This is a genomic window from Epilithonimonas sp. (assembly GCF_032055105.1).
Classification (GTDB): domain Bacteria; phylum Bacteroidota; class Bacteroidia; order Flavobacteriales; family Weeksellaceae; genus Epilithonimonas.
Window position 1 is genome coordinate 1 of record NZ_DAMBRK010000024.1, and the last position, 20,680, is coordinate 20,680.

At 35.8% G+C, this 20,680-nt stretch carries 14 protein-coding genes; 2 read left to right on the forward strand and 12 right to left on the reverse strand.

Annotation, left to right across the window (positions count from 1 at the left end; all coding sequences use genetic code 11):
* Positions 1–302: 302 nt before the first annotated feature.
* From bglX to RTY06_RS15215, 12 genes are all read right to left on the reverse strand, one after another.
* The gene (gene bglX / locus RTY06_RS15160) at positions 303–2,546 is read right to left on the reverse strand and encodes a beta-glucosidase BglX (protein WP_312825814.1); all 2,244 of its coding nucleotides are present in this window, start codon (positions 2,544–2,546) and stop codon (positions 303–305) included.
* Between the two features lie 70 nt (positions 2,547–2,616).
* The gene (locus RTY06_RS15165) at positions 2,617–3,996 is read right to left on the reverse strand and encodes a sialate O-acetylesterase (RefSeq protein ID WP_312825815.1); all 1,380 of its coding nucleotides are present in this window, start codon (positions 3,994–3,996) and stop codon (positions 2,617–2,619) included.
* 11 nt (positions 3,997–4,007) lie between these two features.
* Positions 4,008–5,987, reverse strand: coding sequence for a cellulase family glycosylhydrolase (locus RTY06_RS15170; RefSeq protein ID WP_312825816.1), 1,980 nt, complete (start codon positions 5,985–5,987; stop codon positions 4,008–4,010).
* Between the two features lie 78 nt (positions 5,988–6,065).
* Positions 6,066–7,196, reverse strand: coding sequence for a glycoside hydrolase family 26 protein (locus tag RTY06_RS15175; RefSeq protein ID WP_312825817.1), 1,131 nt, complete (start codon positions 7,194–7,196; stop codon positions 6,066–6,068).
* 100 nt (positions 7,197–7,296) lie between these two features.
* Entirely contained in the window at positions 7,297–8,535 is a 1,239-nt protein-coding gene (locus tag RTY06_RS15180; protein ID WP_312825818.1) for a glycoside hydrolase family 27 protein, read from the reverse strand.
* Between the two features lie 94 nt (positions 8,536–8,629).
* Positions 8,630–8,971 (reverse strand): phosphomannose isomerase type II C-terminal cupin domain, encoded by a 342-nt coding sequence (locus RTY06_RS15185; RefSeq protein ID WP_312825819.1) that lies wholly within the window; start codon positions 8,969–8,971, stop codon positions 8,630–8,632.
* Positions 8,972–8,987: 16 nt separating this feature from the next.
* Complete coding sequence (locus tag RTY06_RS15190) at positions 8,988–10,007, reverse strand: carbohydrate binding domain-containing protein (protein WP_312825820.1); 1,020 nt, start codon at positions 10,005–10,007, stop codon at positions 8,988–8,990.
* Between the two features lie 5 nt (positions 10,008–10,012).
* Positions 10,013–11,194 (reverse strand): AGE family epimerase/isomerase, encoded by a 1,182-nt coding sequence (locus RTY06_RS15195; RefSeq protein WP_312825821.1) that lies wholly within the window; start codon positions 11,192–11,194, stop codon positions 10,013–10,015.
* A 64-nt stretch (positions 11,195–11,258) separates the two neighbouring features.
* A complete protein-coding gene (locus tag RTY06_RS15200) occupies positions 11,259–12,437 on the reverse strand; it encodes a glycosidase (RefSeq protein ID WP_312825822.1) in 1,179 nt (392 codons plus the stop codon).
* A gap of 27 nt (positions 12,438–12,464) precedes the next feature.
* Entirely contained in the window at positions 12,465–13,895 is a 1,431-nt protein-coding gene (locus RTY06_RS15205; RefSeq protein WP_312825823.1) for an MFS transporter, read from the reverse strand.
* Positions 13,896–13,912: 17 nt separating this feature from the next.
* The gene (locus tag RTY06_RS15210) at positions 13,913–15,043 is read right to left on the reverse strand and encodes a glycosyl hydrolase (protein ID WP_312825824.1); all 1,131 of its coding nucleotides are present in this window, start codon (positions 15,041–15,043) and stop codon (positions 13,913–13,915) included.
* Positions 15,044–16,333 carry a cellulase family glycosylhydrolase gene (locus RTY06_RS15215; protein ID WP_312825825.1) on the reverse strand — a complete coding sequence of 430 codons (1,290 nt, stop codon included), beginning with the start codon at positions 16,331–16,333 and terminating at the stop codon, positions 15,044–15,046. It lies immediately after the preceding gene.
* Between the two features lie 156 nt (positions 16,334–16,489).
* Here RTY06_RS15215 and RTY06_RS15220 point away from each other — a divergent pair, with 156 nt between their 5' ends.
* Together RTY06_RS15220 and RTY06_RS15225 are read left to right on the forward strand one after the other, a co-directional pair.
* Entirely contained in the window at positions 16,490–17,368 is an 879-nt protein-coding gene (locus tag RTY06_RS15220; RefSeq protein ID WP_312825826.1) for an AraC family transcriptional regulator, read from the forward strand.
* Between the two features lie 358 nt (positions 17,369–17,726).
* Positions 17,727–20,678, forward strand: a complete 2,952-nt coding sequence (locus tag RTY06_RS15225) for a TonB-dependent receptor (RefSeq protein ID WP_312825827.1) — start codon at positions 17,727–17,729, stop codon at positions 20,676–20,678.
* Positions 20,679–20,680 lie beyond the last annotated feature (2 nt).

The following is a 20,680-nucleotide window of genomic DNA, read 5'->3' on the forward strand; positions in this document are numbered from 1 at the left end:
AATATACGAAATTTTCGTATTATGAGTAACCTTTTTTATAATGCACTACGGGTATGACCTAATAATCTGTATCGGATTTTTAGGACGGGACATATTTGAAGTCATTAATTTACTAAAAAAGTAAAAATACTAATCTGGCTTATTCTAGAATCAAAAACAAAAAAATGACTCCAATTTGGGTTAAATTGGAGCCATTTGGGCGGTTGTGAACTTGAGGACTTTATCCAAACCAATTATTAATAGGTATTAGGAGTGTTATAAGTTACAGAAATACAATATAGTTAAGCTTTGGTTGAATCATTCTAAAGCAATTCTGCTTCAATTATTTTTAAATCCTGAGAATTGCCACCAACCATAATTTTAAAACTTCCAGGTTCTACTATAAAATCACCTTGATTATTATAGAATCCAAGTTCTTTCTCTGTAATTGCGAAAGAAATTGTTTTTGATTCACCGGGTTTTAAGTTGACCAATTCAAATGCTTTCAATTCTTTTACAGGTCTTGCTATCGATGCAAACTTATCCTGAATATAAAGTTGAACAACTTCTTTACCTTCATATTTTCCGGTGTTTTTTAGGGTTACAGAGACTTGAATGTTTTCGCCTTTCGAAAATGATTTTTTGTTGATTTTAAAATCAGAATAATCGAAAGTGGTATAACTCAAACCAAATCCAAAAGGGTAAAGCGGTGTTTTATCCACATCGGAGTAATGGCTCCAGAAAACATTGTTGTCTTTGTCTGTGTAGCGTCCAGTACTATAATTGTTGTAATATATTGGGATTTGACCAACATTTCTAGGGAAAGTCATTGGTAGTTTTCCACTAGGGTTATAATCGCCGTAAAGAACCTGAGCAACTGCATTTCCAGATTCTGTTCCTAGATGCCACGCTTCTACAATAGCAGGAATATTCTCCGATGCCCAATTGATGCTCAAAGGTCTTCCATTATTAAGAACCAAAACGATGTTAGGATTGATTTTATAGATTTCCTTTAAAAATTCTTCCTGTAAACCTGGAAGATTGATATCAGTTCGGCTTCTTGCTTCTCCCGTACTGAAGCTATGTTCACCCAAAACCATAATGATGACATCAGCTAATATTGCTGCTTGTTTTGCTTCTTCAAGACCAGATTTGTCTGTGGTGTTGTAATTAACTTCTGTTAAGAACGTTGGTTCTTCTGTAGTGAGTTTTGGACCTTCAACAAAATTCAGATTGTTTCCGTTGTAATTTTTAAAGCCTTCCAAAACAGATACTGCAGTGTTGTTATCAGACGCAATTCTCCAGCTTCCCAACGGTGAGTTTTTACTTGATGCCAAGCTGCCTAATAACAAGATTTTCTGTCCAGATTTTTTAAGTGGAAGCAGTTGTTTTTCGTTTTTAAGAAGGACGATGGATTTTTTTGCCATATCGAGGACAGCTTCGTGATTAGCTTTGCTTCCTATGACTTCTTTTTCTCTTTTCTCATCCAGAAAACGATACGGATTATCAAACAACCCCAATTCATATTTCACACGTAAAACTCTTCTTACGGCATCATCCACGTATTTTTGGTCAACTTTTCCTTGCTTCATCAACTCGATGAGGTGGGGAACATATATTCCGCCTTCCATATCCATATCTGTTCCGGCTTCTACAGCAGAAATAGCAGCTGATTTTTCATCTTTAGAATAACCCCAAGGAATCATTTCTCGTATTGAAGCCCAATCCGAAATTACAAAACCAGAAAATCCCCATTTGTTTTTCAGTGTTTCTCTTAAAAGATATTTATCTCCTGAAGCAGGAATGCCATTGATGGTATTGAAAGATGTCATTACCGTTCTCAGACCTGTATCAACAGCAGCTTTGAATGGAGGTAAAACCTGATTGTATAATGTATTGCTCCCAATTTCCGAAGCGTTATATTCTAATCCTGCTACAACAAAACCATATCCTGCAAAATGTTTTGCGCTGGCAGCAATTCTAAGCGGAGATTTGAAGCTGTGATCACCTTGGAAGCCTTTTATTCTGGCAACGGCTATTTTACTACCAAGATATGGGTCTTCGCCGGCGCCTTCCATTACACGTCCCCACCTTGCATCTCTGGAGATGTCCATCATTGGACCAAAAGTCCAGTTGATACCGGAAGCTGCTGCTTCGGAGGCTGCAACCTCAGCCGATTTTTCTATCGCAGCCAAATCCCAGCTTGCAGCTTCTGCCAGAGGAATTGGAGACAAAGTTTTATAACCGTGGATGACATCAAAACCGATAATCAAAGGGATACCCAATCTCGTTTGTTCAACGGCGATTTTCTGAACGGCTTTTACTTCTTTTACACCACGTACTGTCAACATAGAACCTACCAATCCTTTCTTGATATTTTCATATTTCTGTTCTGCTGTCCCACCAACCGGAGCAGGACCTGTAACATCCCAAAAACCATTGTATTGGTTCATCTGTCCCACTTTTTCCTCGATGGTCATTTTTGCCATCAATACATCAATTTTTTTCTCTATTTCTGGGTTGAGTTTTTGCTGTGCATTGGCGTTACTCACTGTTACTATGCTCATTAATGTGATGATTAATATTTTGGTTATTCTCATTATTGGATTTTTTTCCTGAGTTATTTTTACTTTAAGTTTATTTAAGGTTCTCTGATGTGTAAGCTGAAGCAGGTAAGTCAGCTTTGTTGTAAAGGTCAGATTGAGCAACGTTACTCCAAGCATATCTTACAGCAACAGGATTGGAAACTTCTTTTGCAGAAATGATAATCTGGTTTCCTTTTATCTCAGCAACAGCAGGGAAAAATTTTCCATCTTTATCAGATACTTCGAATAGTTTTGATTCTTTATTCTTGAAATGAAGTCCTTCTGCAAAATCATAGGTTATAAAAGCTTTTTTACCTTTATATTCTACAGACTTCACTTTTGGACTTTCTACCAGACCTAAATCTTTCTTGTAGATATTTTTCAGAATTAAATTTGCCATTCTGATACCCACAGGTTTCTTATTTTTTGGATGGATGTCATCCGTTTTATCTAAATCCGATGTCACGACCAATCCGGAATCATGGACAGTTTCAGAAACAATTCTCTGTGCATTTTGGATTCTTACAGTAGTATCGCTCCAGCCTTTGTACCCTGCAATCTGAACAATATAAAAAGAAATGTCATCTGCTTTTGCTTTTCTCCAGGAGTCTATCATGGAAGAGAGCATGGTACCATAACCGTCGGGATTTCCAGCATTGGTTTCACCTTGATACCAAAGGATTCCTTTTGTTTTGAATTGATTAATTGGATAAATCATCGCATTGTAAGCACCACCTGTGAGTGTTGGATAATATTCAGAATTTCCGAGTTTTTTATAATTTTCCAAAAGTGCCGGATTCTGTGAAAAAACTTCTTTTGGAGTCCATAATTCTGCAGCAGAACCTCCCCAGGCAGAACAGATAATCCCGACAGGAACATTCTGTAGTTCATTTTGAAGTCTTTCTGCAAAGAAATAACCAATTGCACTGAAATATTTCATGGTTTCCGGTGTGCAAACCTGCCAATTTCCAAATAGATTATTCTGAGGAAATTCTGATGAAAGTTTAGGAACCGAGAAAAACCGGATGTTGGTATAATTGGCTTTTGCTATTTCAGAGTCACCATCTTTGATTCCCCAAGCTGCGCTCATTTCCATATTGGATTGTCCCGAAACCAGCCAGACTTCGCCTAGCATTATATTTTTTAGAACCACGTCGTTATAACCTTTTAATTTGATAGTATAAGGTCCACCTTCTTTTCCTGTGGGGATTTTGAATTTGAATGTGGCATCATTTCCTGCTGTTATTTTGTATTCTTGGTCAAGGAAGTCTGCAGTTAGTGTGAGTTCTTCTTTAGGATTGGCATTTCCCCAGATAATAACTTCTGCATTGCGTTGCAAAACCATATTGTCTGTGAAGATTTCCGGAAGATTAATATTGGCAAAATTCATAGCAGATATCAAACAAGTTAATATGATTTGAAGTTTTTTCATTTTAGAAATATTTAGTTTTTCAAAAATTTTTGATAAAAAGGATTTAATTGGTTCGCCATAATTTCGTCATCAGCAATGCTTGGATGATAGCCACAACCTTTAGGCGTCATTTCTTTGAATTCAAAAATCTCTATAGGTGGATGTTTTGTATCGTTTTTGAAAAAGTCTTTTACTTGATTAAGGTAACTGATGAATTGCTTATTTTTCTCTCCGTTTACCATTGGGCTGTTAAGAAGAATGATCTGAGTCTTAGGATAACGTTTTTGTATCATCTGAATAAACTCGATATAATTCCCGATATATTTATACTGATTAAATGGAAGCCTTGCCTTTTTGCCATCACCGTCAGAAAAATCATTGGTTCCTAAGCAGATACTTACAATATCCGGCTGATAAGAATTATCAAAATCTGCTTTTCCGTTACCGTTCAAAAATAGATTATTGTACACATCAGGAAGAATTGTTTCTTCTGACTTTTCGGTGTTCCAGTTTCTGTACATTCCGTATCCTGAGACTGAACTGAGCAAATAATCTGCTCCTAAAGCTCTGGCGGAAACGGGGCCGTAAGCAAGATAAGCGTTGTGCTGGTCGTACCATTCACCTTTTCCACAAGGAAAAGCGGACTCATCATTTCCCATTCCGCAAGTAATGGAATCTCCAATAAATTCGATTTTTTTGGTTGATTTTGGAGTAAAGGGAATCGCATTGATATTGCTTCCGTCAAACTCTATATATCCATTGCTAGCTTCGGTTGCTTTAGTAAGTTTGATATGATGTTTTGCTGGTGAGCTGGTTTCTAATTTATAGTTTTTTGCATCTCCTGCATCTATTTTTATTCTTCCGATATATTTTCCGTCAATCTCAATAGAAATCCAATTGTGATGACTATAAGTATCTACACTTTTTAGATTCACTTCGATGGTTTTACCTTCAGTTTCAAATTCTACATAAGAGCCAGGCCCTATTAAAAGTGCTTTGTTGTAAAAATTTTTCTCAACTCTTCCACCAAAATTGAATTTGTTTATATACTGCCCCCTGGAATCGAATTGGTGAAGATAGTCTCTGGTTTTGATTCCAGATTCGGTCAAATCAGGAAGCCTCCAATTTCCTTCTGATGAAGCGGTTGGAAGAAGCATCGAGCAGGTTTCTTTTTTGTCTGAGACTGACCACGTAATCCAGCTGAGATTTCTTTTTATCATCCAGTCATAATATTTCTGCCATTCCGGATAATCAAATTTTCCGTCTCCTGTGGCTTCCATTCCCGCTGATTCCGAAATGAAAACAGGTATTCCTGCATTAAGTGCTTCGTCGGTTCTTTCGCGCAACCATTTTCCGTGCGTTCCTGCATAAAAATGTACGGTGTACATTAGGTTTTTAACCCCTTTGATAGGATTTTTTTGAACTAAGTCAATTCTTTGATCCCATTCCGGGCAACCAACAAGAATAATATTGTCCGGGTCGTTTTTACGGATTGTTTTGATAACATCTTCGGCGTATGATTTTACTTCTTCCCAAGATTGCTTTTCAGGTTCGTTGAAAACTTCATAGACGACATTAGGATATTTTCCGTATTTCTTAGACATTTTATCGAAGAAATCTTTAGCTTCTTTAGGATGAATCTTATGAGCGTGCCAGTCGATAATGACATAAACGCCTTCCTTGATGGCTCCATCAATGGCAGATTCCAAAGTTTTGAGATTTTCTGTCGGTTTTTGAAGGTAGGCACCATCGGGTTCTATTCCCAAAGAAGCCCGAACGATATTGATATTCCAGTCTTCTTTCAACCAATGAATGTTTTTTTGATTGTAAAATCTCGGATGCCAATTGCTCCATCCAAAGCTTGTTCCTATAAGTCTGACAGGTTTTCCTTTGGAATCGGAGAGTTGTGTGCCGACAAGTTGCAGATTGCCGATTTCTTTAACAGGATTTCTTCCGAAAAACATCAGCGAAAACGTCAGAAACAAAATAGAATATAATTTTTGGTATCGCATTTTTTGATTTATAGTTTTGGATTGTAGAAAGTTCGAAATTATTAATGATTGAGATTTAAAAAATTTGGTATTAATTTCTTATTCATACATTTTCAATTTTGAAGATTCTTTTAGAAACAGTGTTTTCTCGTCTTTATAAAACTTAATGAAATCCTTTTCAGCAGAGTGACCTTTGAAAGGAAGGTAATATTCTACTTCATTATTATCGGGCTTGAAACCTGCATTTCTCCAAAATAGGACGTATGAAAATTTATACTTTTCAATAGAAGGTTTTAAAATTTCTGTAAACCATTTGGAATCTGGAATTTGATTATAACCAATTTCTCCGATTGCAGGAATTTTGTTTTGTTTCTTGGCAACCTCATCCAAGATATTCATCCAGAAATCTAGGTTTTGGGCAAATTCGGTACCTTTATCTGTGTTTCCTCTTTGGTAAGCATCAAAGGAAACCATATCCACATATTCGTCTCCGGGATAACGTTTTAGGAAGTCATCGGCACTCTTGAATTCTATACTTGTATTATAACCCAAAATTAAGTGATGAAGTCCTTTAGTCTTTCTGAAGTAATCTGTTGTAAACCGAAATAGTTCTTTATATTCTTCATCCGATGCAGAGTTCGCTCCCCACCAAAACCAAGTTCCTGTATGCTCGTGCCAAGGTCGCCAAATAATCGGAATTGGTTCTCCATTTTTACCTTTTAGGTCAGCCAAAAAATCTGCTACTTTGTCTAAGTAAGTCACAAATTTATCATGATTTTCTCCACCCGGAAAAATACTTTTGATGGATTGATTAGAAAAATCCCAGGCATTCTTCCCTGTAATCGGATTATTAGCGTGCCAGCTGATGGTAATGATTCCGCCTTTTTCATAACTTTCACGGATGTATTGTTTCATTTTATCAAACGGAACACCATCCAGATTTTTGTCTTTTCCAAGTTCTATATCTCCTAATTCCCAGCCATAAACTGCAGGATAATCTCCAACGGTTTCTTTCACATCGCTTCTGTTGTTTTGGTATTTCCAATAGACACCATAAGCCAAATCATCCTGATGACCTACAAAATAACCTTTATCCTGAGCTTTACCAAGGTTTTCAAAAAGTTTTTGAGTTTCTTTGGTCGCTTGCAAGTCCGATATCTTGTATTGTTGAGCCGATAATAATGAGGAAGCAACGACAAGTATAGGGTAAAATAGATTTTTAAAAATCATTTTTATTCAATTTTTTTGGATTAAATCTAAAGACAAATTTCATCAATAAAATAGGCTAATAGTAAGTCTATTATCTTGTGTCTATTATTTTATATCTATATTATTTGATTTTTACAAGTCTTAACATTAGAATGTCTTTTGATGGAACAGTAGCTTTAAGGGTTTTCTTAGTATTTCCAATTTCTTTTTTTGACCAAAGGTCTACCACTTTGTAATTCTGAATGTTTGTGTCAAAGGTTTTTTTGGAGACTTCATCATCTGTAAATTTATTACTTTTCCAATCGAAAGTAAAGTCTTTGCCAGCTTTGTCTCTATTAAGGAAGGCAATTGCCCAATCTCCATTTTCTAAAGGTTTAAACCAGATTTCAAATTCGCTTTCATCTTTATATTTGAGAGCCTGTACTCCCAATTTGTCTTGATTGATGGCAATGACGTCTTTGTTTGTTAATACTGTTTTTGTTTCCGCATCCATACTTCTAAGGTCGTTCCCGGCAATTAACGGCGCAGCTAGCATTGCCCACATAGAGAAATGGGCTCTGTCTTCTCCTTTGGTAAGAGCACCGTTTCCAACTTCCAGCATATCGGGGTCGTTCCAATGTCCGGGACCAGCATATTTTCTAAGGTCTTCTTGTTTATCTAAAATTTGCATTACTCCCCAAGATTTCCAGGTTCCATGGTCTTCTACGCAATCAAAGCAATTGAAAATATCTCCCGAAGTTCTCCAAAGATGTCCCACATTTTCTCCCCATTCCCAAGGTTTGTTGTCTCCCCATTCGCAAATGCTTAAAACGATTGGTCTTCCAGCTTTTTTGAGTGCCGCAGTAAATGTTTTATATGCACCTTCAGCTTTCAAACCTTCAGTATTGCACCAATCGTACTTTACATAATCGATGCCCCATTTTGCATAAGTAAGCGCATCCTGAAATTCGTAACCTCTGCTTCCCGGTCTTCCTCCGCACGTTTGTGAACCTGCATCAGAGTAGATTCCCAACTTTAATCCTTTGGAATGAATATAATCCGACAAAGCCTTTATCCCGGATGGAAATCTTGTTTTGTCAGGATGGATAAAACCGTTCTCATCTCTGTCTCCGTGCCAGCAATCATCTATATTGATGTAAGTGTATCCTGCATCTTTCATTCCCGAAGAAACCATAGCATCGGCCATTTCTTTTATCATATTTTCATCAACATTGCAGGCAAACTTGTTCCAAGAGTTCCAGCCCATTGGAGGAGTGAGTGCAAGATTGGGATATTTGGTATAATCCTGTGCATAATTATTACCCTGTGCAGATAGAGAAATATTAATGAATGCGAAAAGAGAGATTAGCGTTTTTTTCATTTTTGAAATTTATAATAGATTTGAGATATTTGACTTAGAGCCTGTGGTAAAAATGAAATTTATCCGCAGGCTCTAATAATTTTAAATTATCTGCCTAAGCTCTGTTATAATCGTCTTCTATTCTTACGATGTCATCTTCTCCAAAATAAGTTCCATATTGCACTTCAATAAAAACAACAGGTTCAGACGTTTTATTTTCTATCCTATGATGCGCTCCTAGCGGAATTTGAGCAACTTGTCCTACAGAATAATCACGAATGTCATCATTGATTGTGATAGTTCCGACTCCCGAAACAATCGTCCAGACTTCGGCTCTTTTGTGATGATATTGAAGAGAAAGCCTTCCTCCCGGATTCACCTGAATTCTTTTAACTTTATGAAATTCTGCATCTTCCAATACCCAATATTCTCCCCAAGGTCTTACGTCATGTTCCATAATTTTTATTTTTTATTTAATTATTAAAATTTAGTTTGATATCATCTACATACATGGTTCCGGTCGCATCGCTGAGAGCCAGCATAATTCTCATTTTTTTAGAATGGTCTGGGATAGGTAGATTTTTAGAAAATTTTTGCCAATCTTTTGCTTCTGTTACAAAGAAGACAGGTTCGTCTTGTGATGTTTTCTGAGTTCCGTTGGTTGTGAATTCTACAATCATTACGGCTTTGTTCCAATCATTTTTTCCTTGTTTTACATCTTTGGTTTTTACCATTGCAGAAATATCCAATGTTTTAGAATTATCCGGAATATCAAATATCTGATCTACGCCGGTCCAGGTTGAGGTTTGTGAAGCGATTTTGATACTTTTTTGCCCAGAGAATTTTTCCTTTGTCGTAGTTTCTCCATTACCTTTCCAGCCTTGTAACCCGTTTTCGAAGTCACCATTGGAGAATAATATTTTTTCCACAGGCGAGTTATCTGTAATGATTTTAACTTCGTTTTTCCTGGTTTCGGCTTCTACAATTTTGTTGTAATCTTCTTGAGAAATAGGGGTGATTCTGATGTCGTCAAAGAGAAAGCTTCCTGTACATTCGGATAGAGCGAGCATCAATTTTCCAGAGCGATCCTTGTTGATAGGAATGATTTTTTTGATTTGCTGCCAAGGTGAATTTCCATCTAAAGATATGATGTTTTCTCCTTTTCCATTGATTTCTACAATTATTACAGCTTTGTTCCAGTCGTTTTTTCCTTTTTCTACACCTTCTGTTTTTACCCAGGCAGATATTTCTATTGCTGCAGTATTTTTTGGAATCGAAAAACCTTGATCAATGCCTTTCCATTGTGGCGAGGTGTATTCTGTAATATTGCCACCCTTGCTACCTATTCTTTTATTGTAAGGGTCGATTGTCAGAACAATTTCGTTGTTCCAGGATTGAGCATCGTACTCAAAACTTCCATTACTTATCAGGTTTTTTTGGCCGAAAGTCATTAAGCTTGAAATCGAAAAAATACTTAATACAACTTTTTTCATTGATGTTATTTTAAACGATTAATCACTTCTATACAAGCTCTTCCGTTATGATAAGGGCATTTCCAAAAGCCAGCTTTGTCTTTTTCTATTTTTTGGTAGTTTTTATCGATTCCCCAAAACCATTCTCCATTCTGATGGTCAATGATATATTTTTGAGTGAATTCCCAATTCTTTTCGAAAATGTCAAGATATTTTTGATCATTAGTCAATTGATAGGCATTCACAAAACCAATCCATAGTTCCGCCTGTGGCCACCAATGTTTTTCGGCAATCAGGTGATTTTCTTCAGGATCGTATTCGTACCAGAGACCACCATCTTTATCCAAACCTTCCAATGTTACATCTGCCATTTTTACAGCATAATATTTATAGTTTTTGATAAGATTTTCTTCTTCTGAAACTTCTGCGCACCATTGTAATAGCCAAGCCGCTTCTATATCGTGTCCGTAGGAAATGACGTCTTTTTTCTCGTTCCAGTTTTCATCGAAAAATAATTTGAGATGCCAAGAGTTTTTATCGATAAAATGCTCATCAATAGTTTCTAAAATCCCTATAATATTCTCACGTAATTCTTCATCTTTCCAAACAAGATATAGGTTTGCAAAAGCTTCAACAATATGAAGGTGAGTGTTCATCGTTTTCTTCTCATTGACATCTTTTTCACTGAGACGCATATCTTCTATCTCTTTCCAATCACTGGTATAAGCTTCAAAATAGCCTTTGTTTTTTTCATCAAAAGAATGTTGCTGAATGCTTTTATATAAAGTAATTGCAAGTTCCAGAGCTTCTTTGTTTTCAGTGATTTTATAGAATTCACTTAATCCATAAATCACGAAAGCTAAAGCATAAATCTGGTTTTTGGTATCTTTTGGAGTTCCATCTGCATTTGTACTCCAATAGATTCCTTTTTGCTCTGGGTTGTAGAATTTTGTTTTAATCTCGTAGAAAGCTCTTTCTGCTATAGAAAGATACTCGGGATTCGGTTTTTGTATATGAGCAGCAGAAAATGTCCATAATATCCTAGCGTACATTACGGAGCCTTTTTCAGCTTCTGGATTTTTATTTTCAAGACAATCTATTTCCCCGATAAAACCGCCATTGGTTTCATCCAAAGTGTTTTGACTCCAATATTTAAGAATATTCTGAAGTTCGATCTCTAATTCTTTTGTGATAGATTCCTTTTGCATTGCTTTTTAGATTAAACCTTCGAGAAAAAATCCTCGAAGGTTTTTGAAAATAATAGAGAAAAAATTATAATTGTTTATTATTATCTACAATTCCGATAATCGTTTGAACGGAACCGTAGGATGTAAATTGATCTTCTGCTGTATTGATACAGTAATCTAAAAGCTGATCTACAGATGAAACTGCAACATGCATTCTTGTATCGGAAGATGCGTAATATATAAAGACTTTGCCATCCTCATCAGCAATCCAGCCATTGGAAAACAAAACATTGGAAACATCTCCAATTCTTTCTATGCCTTCCGGAGCCATAAAATAACCCGCCGGTTTGTAAGTTACTTTTCCTAAGTCACTCAAGTCTGTCATAAACATATACAATACATAACGTAGTCCTGCAGCTGTGTTGCGAACGCCATGAGCCAAATGTAACCAACCTTTTTCTGTTTTGATAGGTGCAGGTCCAAGACCATTTTTAAGTTCGTAAACCGTATGGTAAGTTTTTCCGTAAATGATGTGTTCATCTTCTACAACAGGATTTGCCATATCTGTAACATAGCCTAGACCAACGCCTCCTCCCGAGCCTACATCTATGAAGCCATCTTGCGGACGGGTGTAAAGAACGTATTTTCCATCAACGAATTCCGGATGAAGAACCACATTTCTCTGTTGTCCTGTATTTGAAATCAAATCAGGCAGTCTTTCCCAGTCGATGAGATTTTTTGTTCTTACAATCGCTGCATTTGCAATTGCCATGGAAGTGTCGCCTTTTGGGGCATTGGGGTCTTTTCTTTCTGTACAGAAAATCCCGTAAATATAGCCGTCTTCATGTTGAATAAGACGCATGTCATAGGCGTTGGTGTCCGGATGACCTTCAATTTGAGGAATTACGATAGGTTTTTCCCAGAATCTGAAATTATCAATACCATTTGGGGATTCTGCAATTGCGAAAAATGATTTTCTGTCATATCCTTCGACTCTTACAGCCAGTAGATACTTGTCGTTCCATTTCATAGCTCCTGCGTTGAACGCTGCATTGATACCGAATCTTTCCATAAGAAAAGGATTTTTTTCTGCATCAAAATCGTATCTCCATTCCAATGGTGCGTGGGCTGCAGTCACTACAGGATTCTGGTATCTTGTAAAAATTCCGTTTCCGGCTTCTGCAACAGGAGAATTAGTTTTTTTTATTAATGTTTCAAATTCTTCCTTCACAACATTCAGACGTTGACTGAATAGTTCACTCATTTTATTGTAATTTAAATATTAATTTTATTATTGATTGTTTTTTCTTTTGGCTTCAAGTTGCTGAGTGATCTCTTTTACTTTCTTATCTGACAACGGATAGAAAAGCATTCCGATGAAAGCTAAAACGCAACACACAGCGGGTAAAATACTGATCATGATTCTTTCCCCGAAAATAGTTTCGGCACTTTGCTCCAAAGCATCCGGGACATAATTGAAAATTGCCAAGATCCATCCACTCAAAGCTGCTCCAAGTGCCCAACCTAATTTTTGGGACATAGATGATGATGAAAAGATCAGACCTGTTGCTCTTCTTCCTGTTAATAGTTCCTGATGATCTACAATATCTGCGAACATAGACCATAGCAGAGGTAATACATAGCCGGCAAACATGGATATTGTAAATTGTAACAAGAATATGACAGGAAGATTATTAGGTATGAAATAGAAAATTACACTGAAAACTCCTGCAAGTAAAATAGAGATCATATAAGTTTTTTTCTTGCCATATTTTGCGGAGATACTCGGAGCTGCAATTACTCCAATCAGATTGGCAGCTTGCCCGATTAAGAAATAAATTGTGGTAATATCCCAGCCAATTCCCGCCATTTTGTAACTTGCCTTTACATAATCTCGAAAATAATAGATTGCAACACTATCTCTAACTGCATTGAAAAGTAGAGCTGCTAAACCTGTTCCTACCAATATCCACCACGGTGTATTGCGGAAAAGATTATTAAGGTCGGTTTTTATGGAAATGTTATCTTCTGTTTCTATTTGATTTACACGCTCTTTTGTCCAACTAAAGCATAAAAAGAAAAGAATAACGCATAGTATGCCAATAACTCCAACTCCAAAAGACCATGCAATTGCAGATGTACTGATTGAGCTTTCTACAGCTTGTTGAGTTTTTTCATAGTTTTCTGAATCAAATGTTTTTGCAAAAAAATCAATTAATGGCTGTAATAGCATAAATGTTACAAAGCTTCCAATGAATGCAAACGACATTCTGTATGACGAAAGTGAATTTCTCTCTTCAGGATTTGAAGAAATTGAACCAAGGAGCGATGCGTAAGGAACATTGATCAAAGAATAAACTATCATCATCAAAGAATAGCTGATGTATGCATATATCAATTTACCGGAACTTCCAAAGTCTGGAACATAGAACGTAATAACTCCCATCACGGCGAAAGGAATTGCAAACCAAAGCAGGTATGGTCTATATTTTCCCCATTTAGATTTAGTTCTGTCTGCGGCAATTCCTACAAAGACATCAAAAATAGAATCCCATAATCTTGCGATAAGAAACATGGTTCCTGCAGCTGCGGCAGTGATTCCAAAAACATCGGTGTAAAAGAAGAGAGAATACATCCCGAATATTTTCCAGAACATAGACGAAGCTGCATCCCCGAAACCATATCCGATTTTCTCTTTTAAAGTGATTTTATTTTGATTCATTTTATCGTTGAAAAAGTTTATTTATAAATATTAGTATTTTGAATATATTTCAGAAATAGTGTTTTTTCATCATCATGAAAGTTTTTGAAATCCTGTTCATTGGGATGACCTTTGTAAGGTACATAATAATGCATCTTGTTCTCATGATTCAGTCCATGATTTCTCCATGCCAAAACATATGAGATTTTATATGGTCCAACAGCTTCCATCAAAGTTTTTGTCCAAAACTGGTTGTAAGGTATTTCTTCGTAGCCGGTTTCTGCCAATGCTGGAATCTTGTGATGTTCTTTTGCAATCTCATCCATGATCTTGAACTGTTTTTGGCTTTGCTCTACAAAAGAATTATCTTGAACAGGATTGTTATAGAGATATTTGTCAAAACTTATCATGTCAACAAACGCATCACCGGGATAAAATTCTAAGAATTCTTCTTTTGTATTGAAGTCAGATGTGTTATAGATCCAGATCAGATTATTTACTTTCTTATAATTGGTCAGATATTCATAAGTGAAGATCCATAGTTTTTTATAATCCTCCGAGCTACAGTTTCCTTTTCCCCACCAGAACCAATCGCCTGTAAGCTCATGATAAGGACGGAAAAGGATAGGTACGTTTTTCCCATCTCTGCCTTTGATGCTGCTTAAATATTTCGCGATTTTATCCAGCCAACTTTTGTACAGCGAATGTTTCTCTGCGCCAGGTAAAATTACTTTTATACTTTCTTTGGTATTGTCCCAAGCATCTTTTCCTGTTTTTGGATTAGAAGTATGCCAACTGAGTGTATTGATGCCTCCTATGTTATAAACATCTTCCATCATTTTCTTCATTTCTTTAAAACTGAAAAAATCAATTGGTCCATTTTTTTCGTTCTCAAAATGAATCAGGTCCCAGCCAAAAACAGCAGGATAATCGCCAGCAGTTTCTTTGACATCACTTCTTCCTTCTTGCATTCGCCAGTTAACACCATAGCCCAGATCGTCCTGATGCCCAAACATAATCCCTTTGTCCAATAATATCCAAAGGTTTTTATACAGGTTTTGAGTCTCTTTGGTAGCGTTTTTATTAACTAAAACTTTTGTTTGAGCAGAAAACAAACCTCCAAAAAAGAATAGGTACAAGAAGTATTTTATGTTAGATGGAAAATACATTTATTTGATTTCTTGTGAATAAGTTTTAATAATGTTCCAAGTAGTTTTATCTGAGTTGAAGACAGCGTTCAGTCCTTGTTCTTCCATTGGTGGATCGCCCATATAATCGTCTCCTTTTTTCCAATATATTTGTCCGGGAATCGGTTTGGAAATACCCCCAAATGCCCAAAAAGCCGTTCCTGCAAAACTTCCGTTTTTGTCTTTATTGGTTTTCCAAAGCTTGAAAATAGCATCGTAATATCGATCTCTTAAAACCGTGGTGCTATTGATGTCGAATGAATGATGGTCTCTCGGAAATCCAAATTCTTCCAAAACCAATGGTTTATTAAGTTCATCGGCTATTTGTATATGTTTGTTGATGTAATCTAATGTTTTGCTTTTTGCATTTTCAAAACCCTCATTCATCTTGTTTTTATCAAACCAGCCCCAGTTTTTTGGCCAGATATGAATAGTAAGATAATCAATGTTTTTATCGGCGTGGTTTTCTTTGTACAATTGCATATCTTCGGTACCTTGTTCGCCCTCGCTTCCGGTTGTCACCAGATGGTTTTTGTCTAATGATTTGATGTATTTTGCAGTTTCCGAAATAAATTTTTTATAGTCCTCATTAGCAGGTGGTCTCATTGGTCTTGGTTCGTTCGCTATTTCCCAAGCCATTAGAGTCGTATCATCAACATATTTTTTTCCAGTGATTGTGTTTTTCCTAGTGATGATATTCTTAACTTGCTGATAATATTGAGCTTTACATTCGGTGCAAGAGTAGAATTTTGAAGTGTAATCACGAAGTTCATCCCAATTGAGAGCGCGTTTCATTGTCTCATCATCAATTTTGCCATTCCAATTGAGGTACTGGAGCCATCCTCCGCTCCATTCCCAATTGTTGGATAAGAAAAGTACAACTTTTATGTTTCTTTTTCCAGCTTCTGACATTAGAATGTCCAATCCCTTTAGATTTTCATCACTGAAGTTCCTAGCTTCCGGTTGATAGCTTGGTTCCACACGATTCACTCCGTTAATTTTTCCTGCTCCTTCTACACCTGCTAAGACACGGATGTTTTTAACATTATTATCTTTCAGAAAATCCAACTCTTTTTTTAGTCTGTCGATTCCTTTTTTCGGATTTTTTTCCAAACCAAGATAGGAAGCATACCAAAAGTTGGTTCCAACAAAATAATAAGCTTTGCTTTTATACACAAATTGATTTTGTTTAACACTCACAAATTTTTGTGCATAACTCAAACTTAATAAGTGGGCAAGAGATAATAACAATGTTTTTTTGAAAACATTCATTTGTTAGAAGTTTTTATTAAATGTATTAACATTTGGTTAATGCCAAAATTATTTATGTATGTTTGTATATAGTAATGTTATTTTGTCATTTTTATGTATGAAAAAGACATTTTTTTCTTAAAGTGCTGTTTTGTAAATTGTTAAATTCGATATAATATGGACAAAAATTCAACTATTCTTAGGGAGATAGCTACTATTTCTCCAGATGAGACGTTCTTGGTGTTTGATAGGGTGAAAAAAAACTTTGATTTTCCTATTCATTATCATCCGGAAATTGAGATTAATTTTATTTCCAAGGGTAAAGGGAATAAAAGGATTGTTGGTGATCATGTAGGAGAAATTGATGATTTGGAATTGGTGATGGTTGGTGCGTTTTTGCCACATTGCTGGGATAATTACAAAGGGAAATCCAAGAAAATCCATGAGATTACAGTGCAGTTTAATCAAGATTTTTTTGATTCTTCATTGATGAAAAGAAGAATCATGAAGCCAATCAATGATCTTGTTAAATTATCTATAAGGGGAGTTCTTTTTTCAAAAGAAACAACGGAACGATTAAAAGATAATTTTTTAGGATTATCAAAGAAGAATAGCTTCGAAGCTTTTATGGAAATGATGTTTATCCTTCATGAATTGGCGATTGCAGAGGATAAAACTATTTTGTCATCATATAGTATAGAACAAGAGACTTTTGTGGATAATGACAGTATGAAAATTGTTCATGATTATGTGCATAATAATTTCGAAAAAAAAATCAGTCTTGAAGAAGTTGCTCAGCTTGTGAATATGAGTATTGTGACTTTTAATCGATATATTAAGAAAAGAGCGGGTAAAACTTTTGTTAATTACCTCAATGAGGTTCGTGTGGGTTACGCCGCAAGATGGCTTATAGAAAAGGATTTGACGGTATCTGAGATTGCTTTTGAAGCTGGTTTTAATAATATTGCAAACTTTAACAAAATTTTCAAGTCAATTCAGAAATCAACACCAAGTGAATTCAAAGCGAAATTTAATGGTGTTAAAAAAGTGCAATAGTTTGATTTTTTTGAAAAATTAACAAATTGGATGGTTTTTTCGTTCTTTTTATTGGTTCTTTTTTGTCTTAAAATGATAGTATATTGATATTTTCTTATCTGTTTTTGTTATTATTTCATGTAAAATAATAAAATATAATCACAATTTTTTTAAATTTAAAATTTGTTTAATGTGTTTTTAATCAATTGTTTGGTATGTTTTTTTAAAAATTAATTAGTGTGTTGTATAAAAATAACATTTAATAATGACAAAATAATATTAATTCATAAGACGTGCAAAATATAGATTTGCTCATATATAAACAAAATGTTAATTGAATCTTAATTAACGCCAAAAAAAATCAAACCTTATTCATACCATGGGAAAATTAAATCAAAATGCTACTCGTCCTCTAACTTTGAATAGAGCGGCGTGGTTTTTTGCTCTTACTTTTTTACCTTTTGGCCTTGTAGAAGCGCAAAAGACAAAAAAAGATAGTTTGAAGGAAACCAGTATAGACGAAGTTGTAGTTATCGGTTATGGAACTCAGAAGAAAACTGATGTTAACTCGGCAATTTCTTCTGTGAAAGCAAAGGATATTCAGGATCTTAAACAAACCTCTGTGGATCAGATGTTGCAAGGGAAAGTGGCTGGTGTTTCCGTTTCAAACAATAGTGGACAACCCGGTTCGGCAGTATCTATTAGAGTGCGAGGTGTTACTTCTCTTAATGGGACCAATGAGCCTCTCTATATTATTGATGGCGTTCCTGTTTCTGGTGATGCCACTGGTAAATCGACCTCTGGGAGGCCAATTGCTGGGAATGATATGTCGTCTACTGGAGGTTCTGGTAGTGTTGCAGTTTCGCCAATCTCTTTCATCAATCCAAACGATATAGAGTCTATAGATGTTTTAAAAGATGCTTCTGCTACTGCTATCTACGGTTCTCGCGGGGCTAATGGTGTTATTATAATTACGACCAAATCTGGAAAAAAAGGGGAGGGAAAGATAAGCTATGATGGTTTTACATCGGTATCTAATAATTATAAATATCTTGACGTTCTTAATCTTCGTCAATATGCTGAATTGCAAAATGCGATGGCTCCAATTAATGGTGCTACAGTTAGACCAGAGTTTGCACATCCAGAGTTGTTAGGAGAAGGGACAGATTGGCAAAGGACTATTTACAAAACTGCAGTTTCACAAAGTCATCAGCTTTCTTTCTCTGGGGGGAAAGATGATGTGAATTACTATGCATCTCTTGGGTATCTGGATCAAGATGGTACCATTATCAATACAGGTTTAAAAAGGTATACTAGTAGGTTTAATATCAATGCAAAAGTTAAACCTTGGTTGAAGATTGGAGCTAATTTGTCTGGAGGTATTTCAAATCAAAACTTTACAATCACGCAAAGTTATAATGGTTTGATTTCTAATACGTTGTTACAAGCTCCTGATCTTCCTATTTATAATGCAGATGGTAGTTATGCTTCTCCTCCTGCAGGGCAAAACGTTAACTACTTCAATCCAGTTGCAGAAGCGTTGACAAAGGTTAACAAGTTGGTTAGAAAAAATTTCTTAGGAAACATTTTTGCAGAAGCGGACATCGTAAAAGGGCTTAAATACCGCGTAGAATTATCTGCTAATACAGAGTTTGCAGAAAATACAGAGTTTTGGCCACAATACAACAGAGGTTCTCAATCTAATGATACAGCTGATCTATGGTTAAGAAACAACGACTGGTATTCTACTAACATCAAAAATATTTTGACTTACGATAAGTCTTTTGGAAGTCATAAATTTACATTAATGGTTGGGCAGGAAGCCTTGGATAGTCATTGGAAATGGCAAAATGCAGAAGGACATGGTTTCAAATCAAATGATGTTTACACGATTAGTATGGCAGAGACAACTCAAGTGCAAGGCGAATCTGGCAGTGCATCTCTTTCATCTTACTTTGCTAGATTAATATATGATTTCAATGGGAGGTATGGGCTTTCTGCATCTATCAGAAGAGATCAATCGTCTAAATTTGATCCTGTAATTAATGATGGGAAAAATCAAGTAGGTTACTTCCCGAGTGTTTCTGGTTCTTGGCGTGTGACGAAAGAGAGTTTTATGCAATGGATTCCACAAAATATTATAAGTAATCTTAAGTTCCGTGCAGGATACGGGGAGACAGGAAACCAGCAGATTTCCAATAATTTGTATGCTTCTCAACTTACTATTTACAATATTCCGGCATATCAAAATAATCCTGATTTGAAGTGGGAAACAATGAAGCAAACTAACTTCGGAGTGGATCTTACGTTGATTAAAAAATTAAACATTACGTTTGATTGGTTTGATAAAACTTCTTCCGATTTCTTGTTCAGGCTACCTTTGCCTGCTTATTTAACTGGAGGATATTCTCAGTATGGTGGAATCGAGCCACCTTATTCCAATATTGGCAGTATGAGAAACCGAGGCTTGGAGGCTAATGTTGCTTATGAGCTGAGGAATGAAAACTTCAGTTGGAGTACAAGTCTTAACGTGTCAAGATATAGTAACAAACTTCTTGAACTGGTAAACGGTATGTCCAATCTTACCGAAGAAGTGAATATCAACGGATACAAACCAATGATTGCAACAAATACGCTGATTGGCGGTGCTGTAGGAACTTTCTGGGGATTGAAGTCTAATGGTATTTATAGGTCTAGTTCTGATCTTGTGGGAGCTCCTTCTACGATATTTGGTTCTGCTCCTCAGTTGGGGGATATTAGATATACTGATATCAATGGAGATGGCGTTATTAATGACTTAGATCTTACTGTTATCGGAGATCCAAATCCAGATTTTACTTTTGGTTTTACTAATACTTTCAGATATAAAAGTTTAGATCTTTCAATTTTTGTACAAGGCTCTGTAGGTAATGATATCCTGAATCTTACTAAAAGAAATGGAACTCAGAACGCTATGATGTATCAGAATCAATTGGTAGATGCTTTGGATTATTGGAGTCCTAGTAATCCTAATGCCAGCCAGCCAAGATTGATTAATAGTGATTCTCATCCTAATATAATGATTTCCGATAGATATGTAGAGAAAGGAGATTATGTTAGAATTCAGAATGTGACTCTAGGATACACGCTTTCTCCAGAAATTGCCAGTCAATTAAAACTTTCTAAACTTAGAGTTTATGTTACTGCGCAAAACTTATTCACAATTACAAAATACAGCGGATATGATCCTGAGATTGGAGCTTTTAATCAAAATGTTCTATTAACTGGGGTTGATAACGGAAGATATCCAACGCCTAGAACTTTTACATTTGGTCTTAATTTAGATTTTTAATA

Excerpts from the sequence above, each read along its gene's own strand:
- bglX (WP_312825814.1), bottom strand. The coding sequence starts at position 2,546 with ATGAGCATAGTAACAGTGAGTAACGCCAATGCACAGCAAAAACTCAAC.
- RTY06_RS15165 (WP_312825815.1), bottom strand. The coding sequence starts at position 3,996 with ATGAAAAAACTTCAAATCATATTAACTTGTTTGATATCTGCTATGAAT.
- RTY06_RS15170 (WP_312825816.1), bottom strand. The coding sequence starts at position 5,987 with ATGCGATACCAAAAATTATATTCTATTTTGTTTCTGACGTTTTCGCTG.
- RTY06_RS15175 (WP_312825817.1), bottom strand. The coding sequence starts at position 7,196 with ATGATTTTTAAAAATCTATTTTACCCTATACTTGTCGTTGCTTCCTCA.
- RTY06_RS15180 (WP_312825818.1), bottom strand. The coding sequence starts at position 8,535 with ATGAAAAAAACGCTAATCTCTCTTTTCGCATTCATTAATATTTCTCTA.
- RTY06_RS15185 (WP_312825819.1), bottom strand. The coding sequence starts at position 8,971 with ATGGAACATGACGTAAGACCTTGGGGAGAATATTGGGTATTGGAAGAT.
- RTY06_RS15190 (WP_312825820.1), bottom strand. The coding sequence starts at position 10,007 with ATGAAAAAAGTTGTATTAAGTATTTTTTCGATTTCAAGCTTAATGACT.
- RTY06_RS15195 (WP_312825821.1), bottom strand. The coding sequence starts at position 11,194 with ATGCAAAAGGAATCTATCACAAAAGAATTAGAGATCGAACTTCAGAAT.
- RTY06_RS15200 (WP_312825822.1), bottom strand. The coding sequence starts at position 12,437 with ATGAGTGAACTATTCAGTCAACGTCTGAATGTTGTGAAGGAAGAATTT.
- RTY06_RS15205 (WP_312825823.1), bottom strand. The coding sequence starts at position 13,895 with ATGAATCAAAATAAAATCACTTTAAAAGAGAAAATCGGATATGGTTTC.
- RTY06_RS15210 (WP_312825824.1), bottom strand. The coding sequence starts at position 15,043 with ATGTATTTTCCATCTAACATAAAATACTTCTTGTACCTATTCTTTTTT.
- RTY06_RS15215 (WP_312825825.1), bottom strand. The coding sequence starts at position 16,333 with ATGAATGTTTTCAAAAAAACATTGTTATTATCTCTTGCCCACTTATTA.
- RTY06_RS15220 (WP_312825826.1), top strand. The coding sequence starts at position 16,490 with ATGGACAAAAATTCAACTATTCTTAGGGAGATAGCTACTATTTCTCCA.
- RTY06_RS15225 (WP_312825827.1), top strand. The coding sequence starts at position 17,727 with ATGGGAAAATTAAATCAAAATGCTACTCGTCCTCTAACTTTGAATAGA.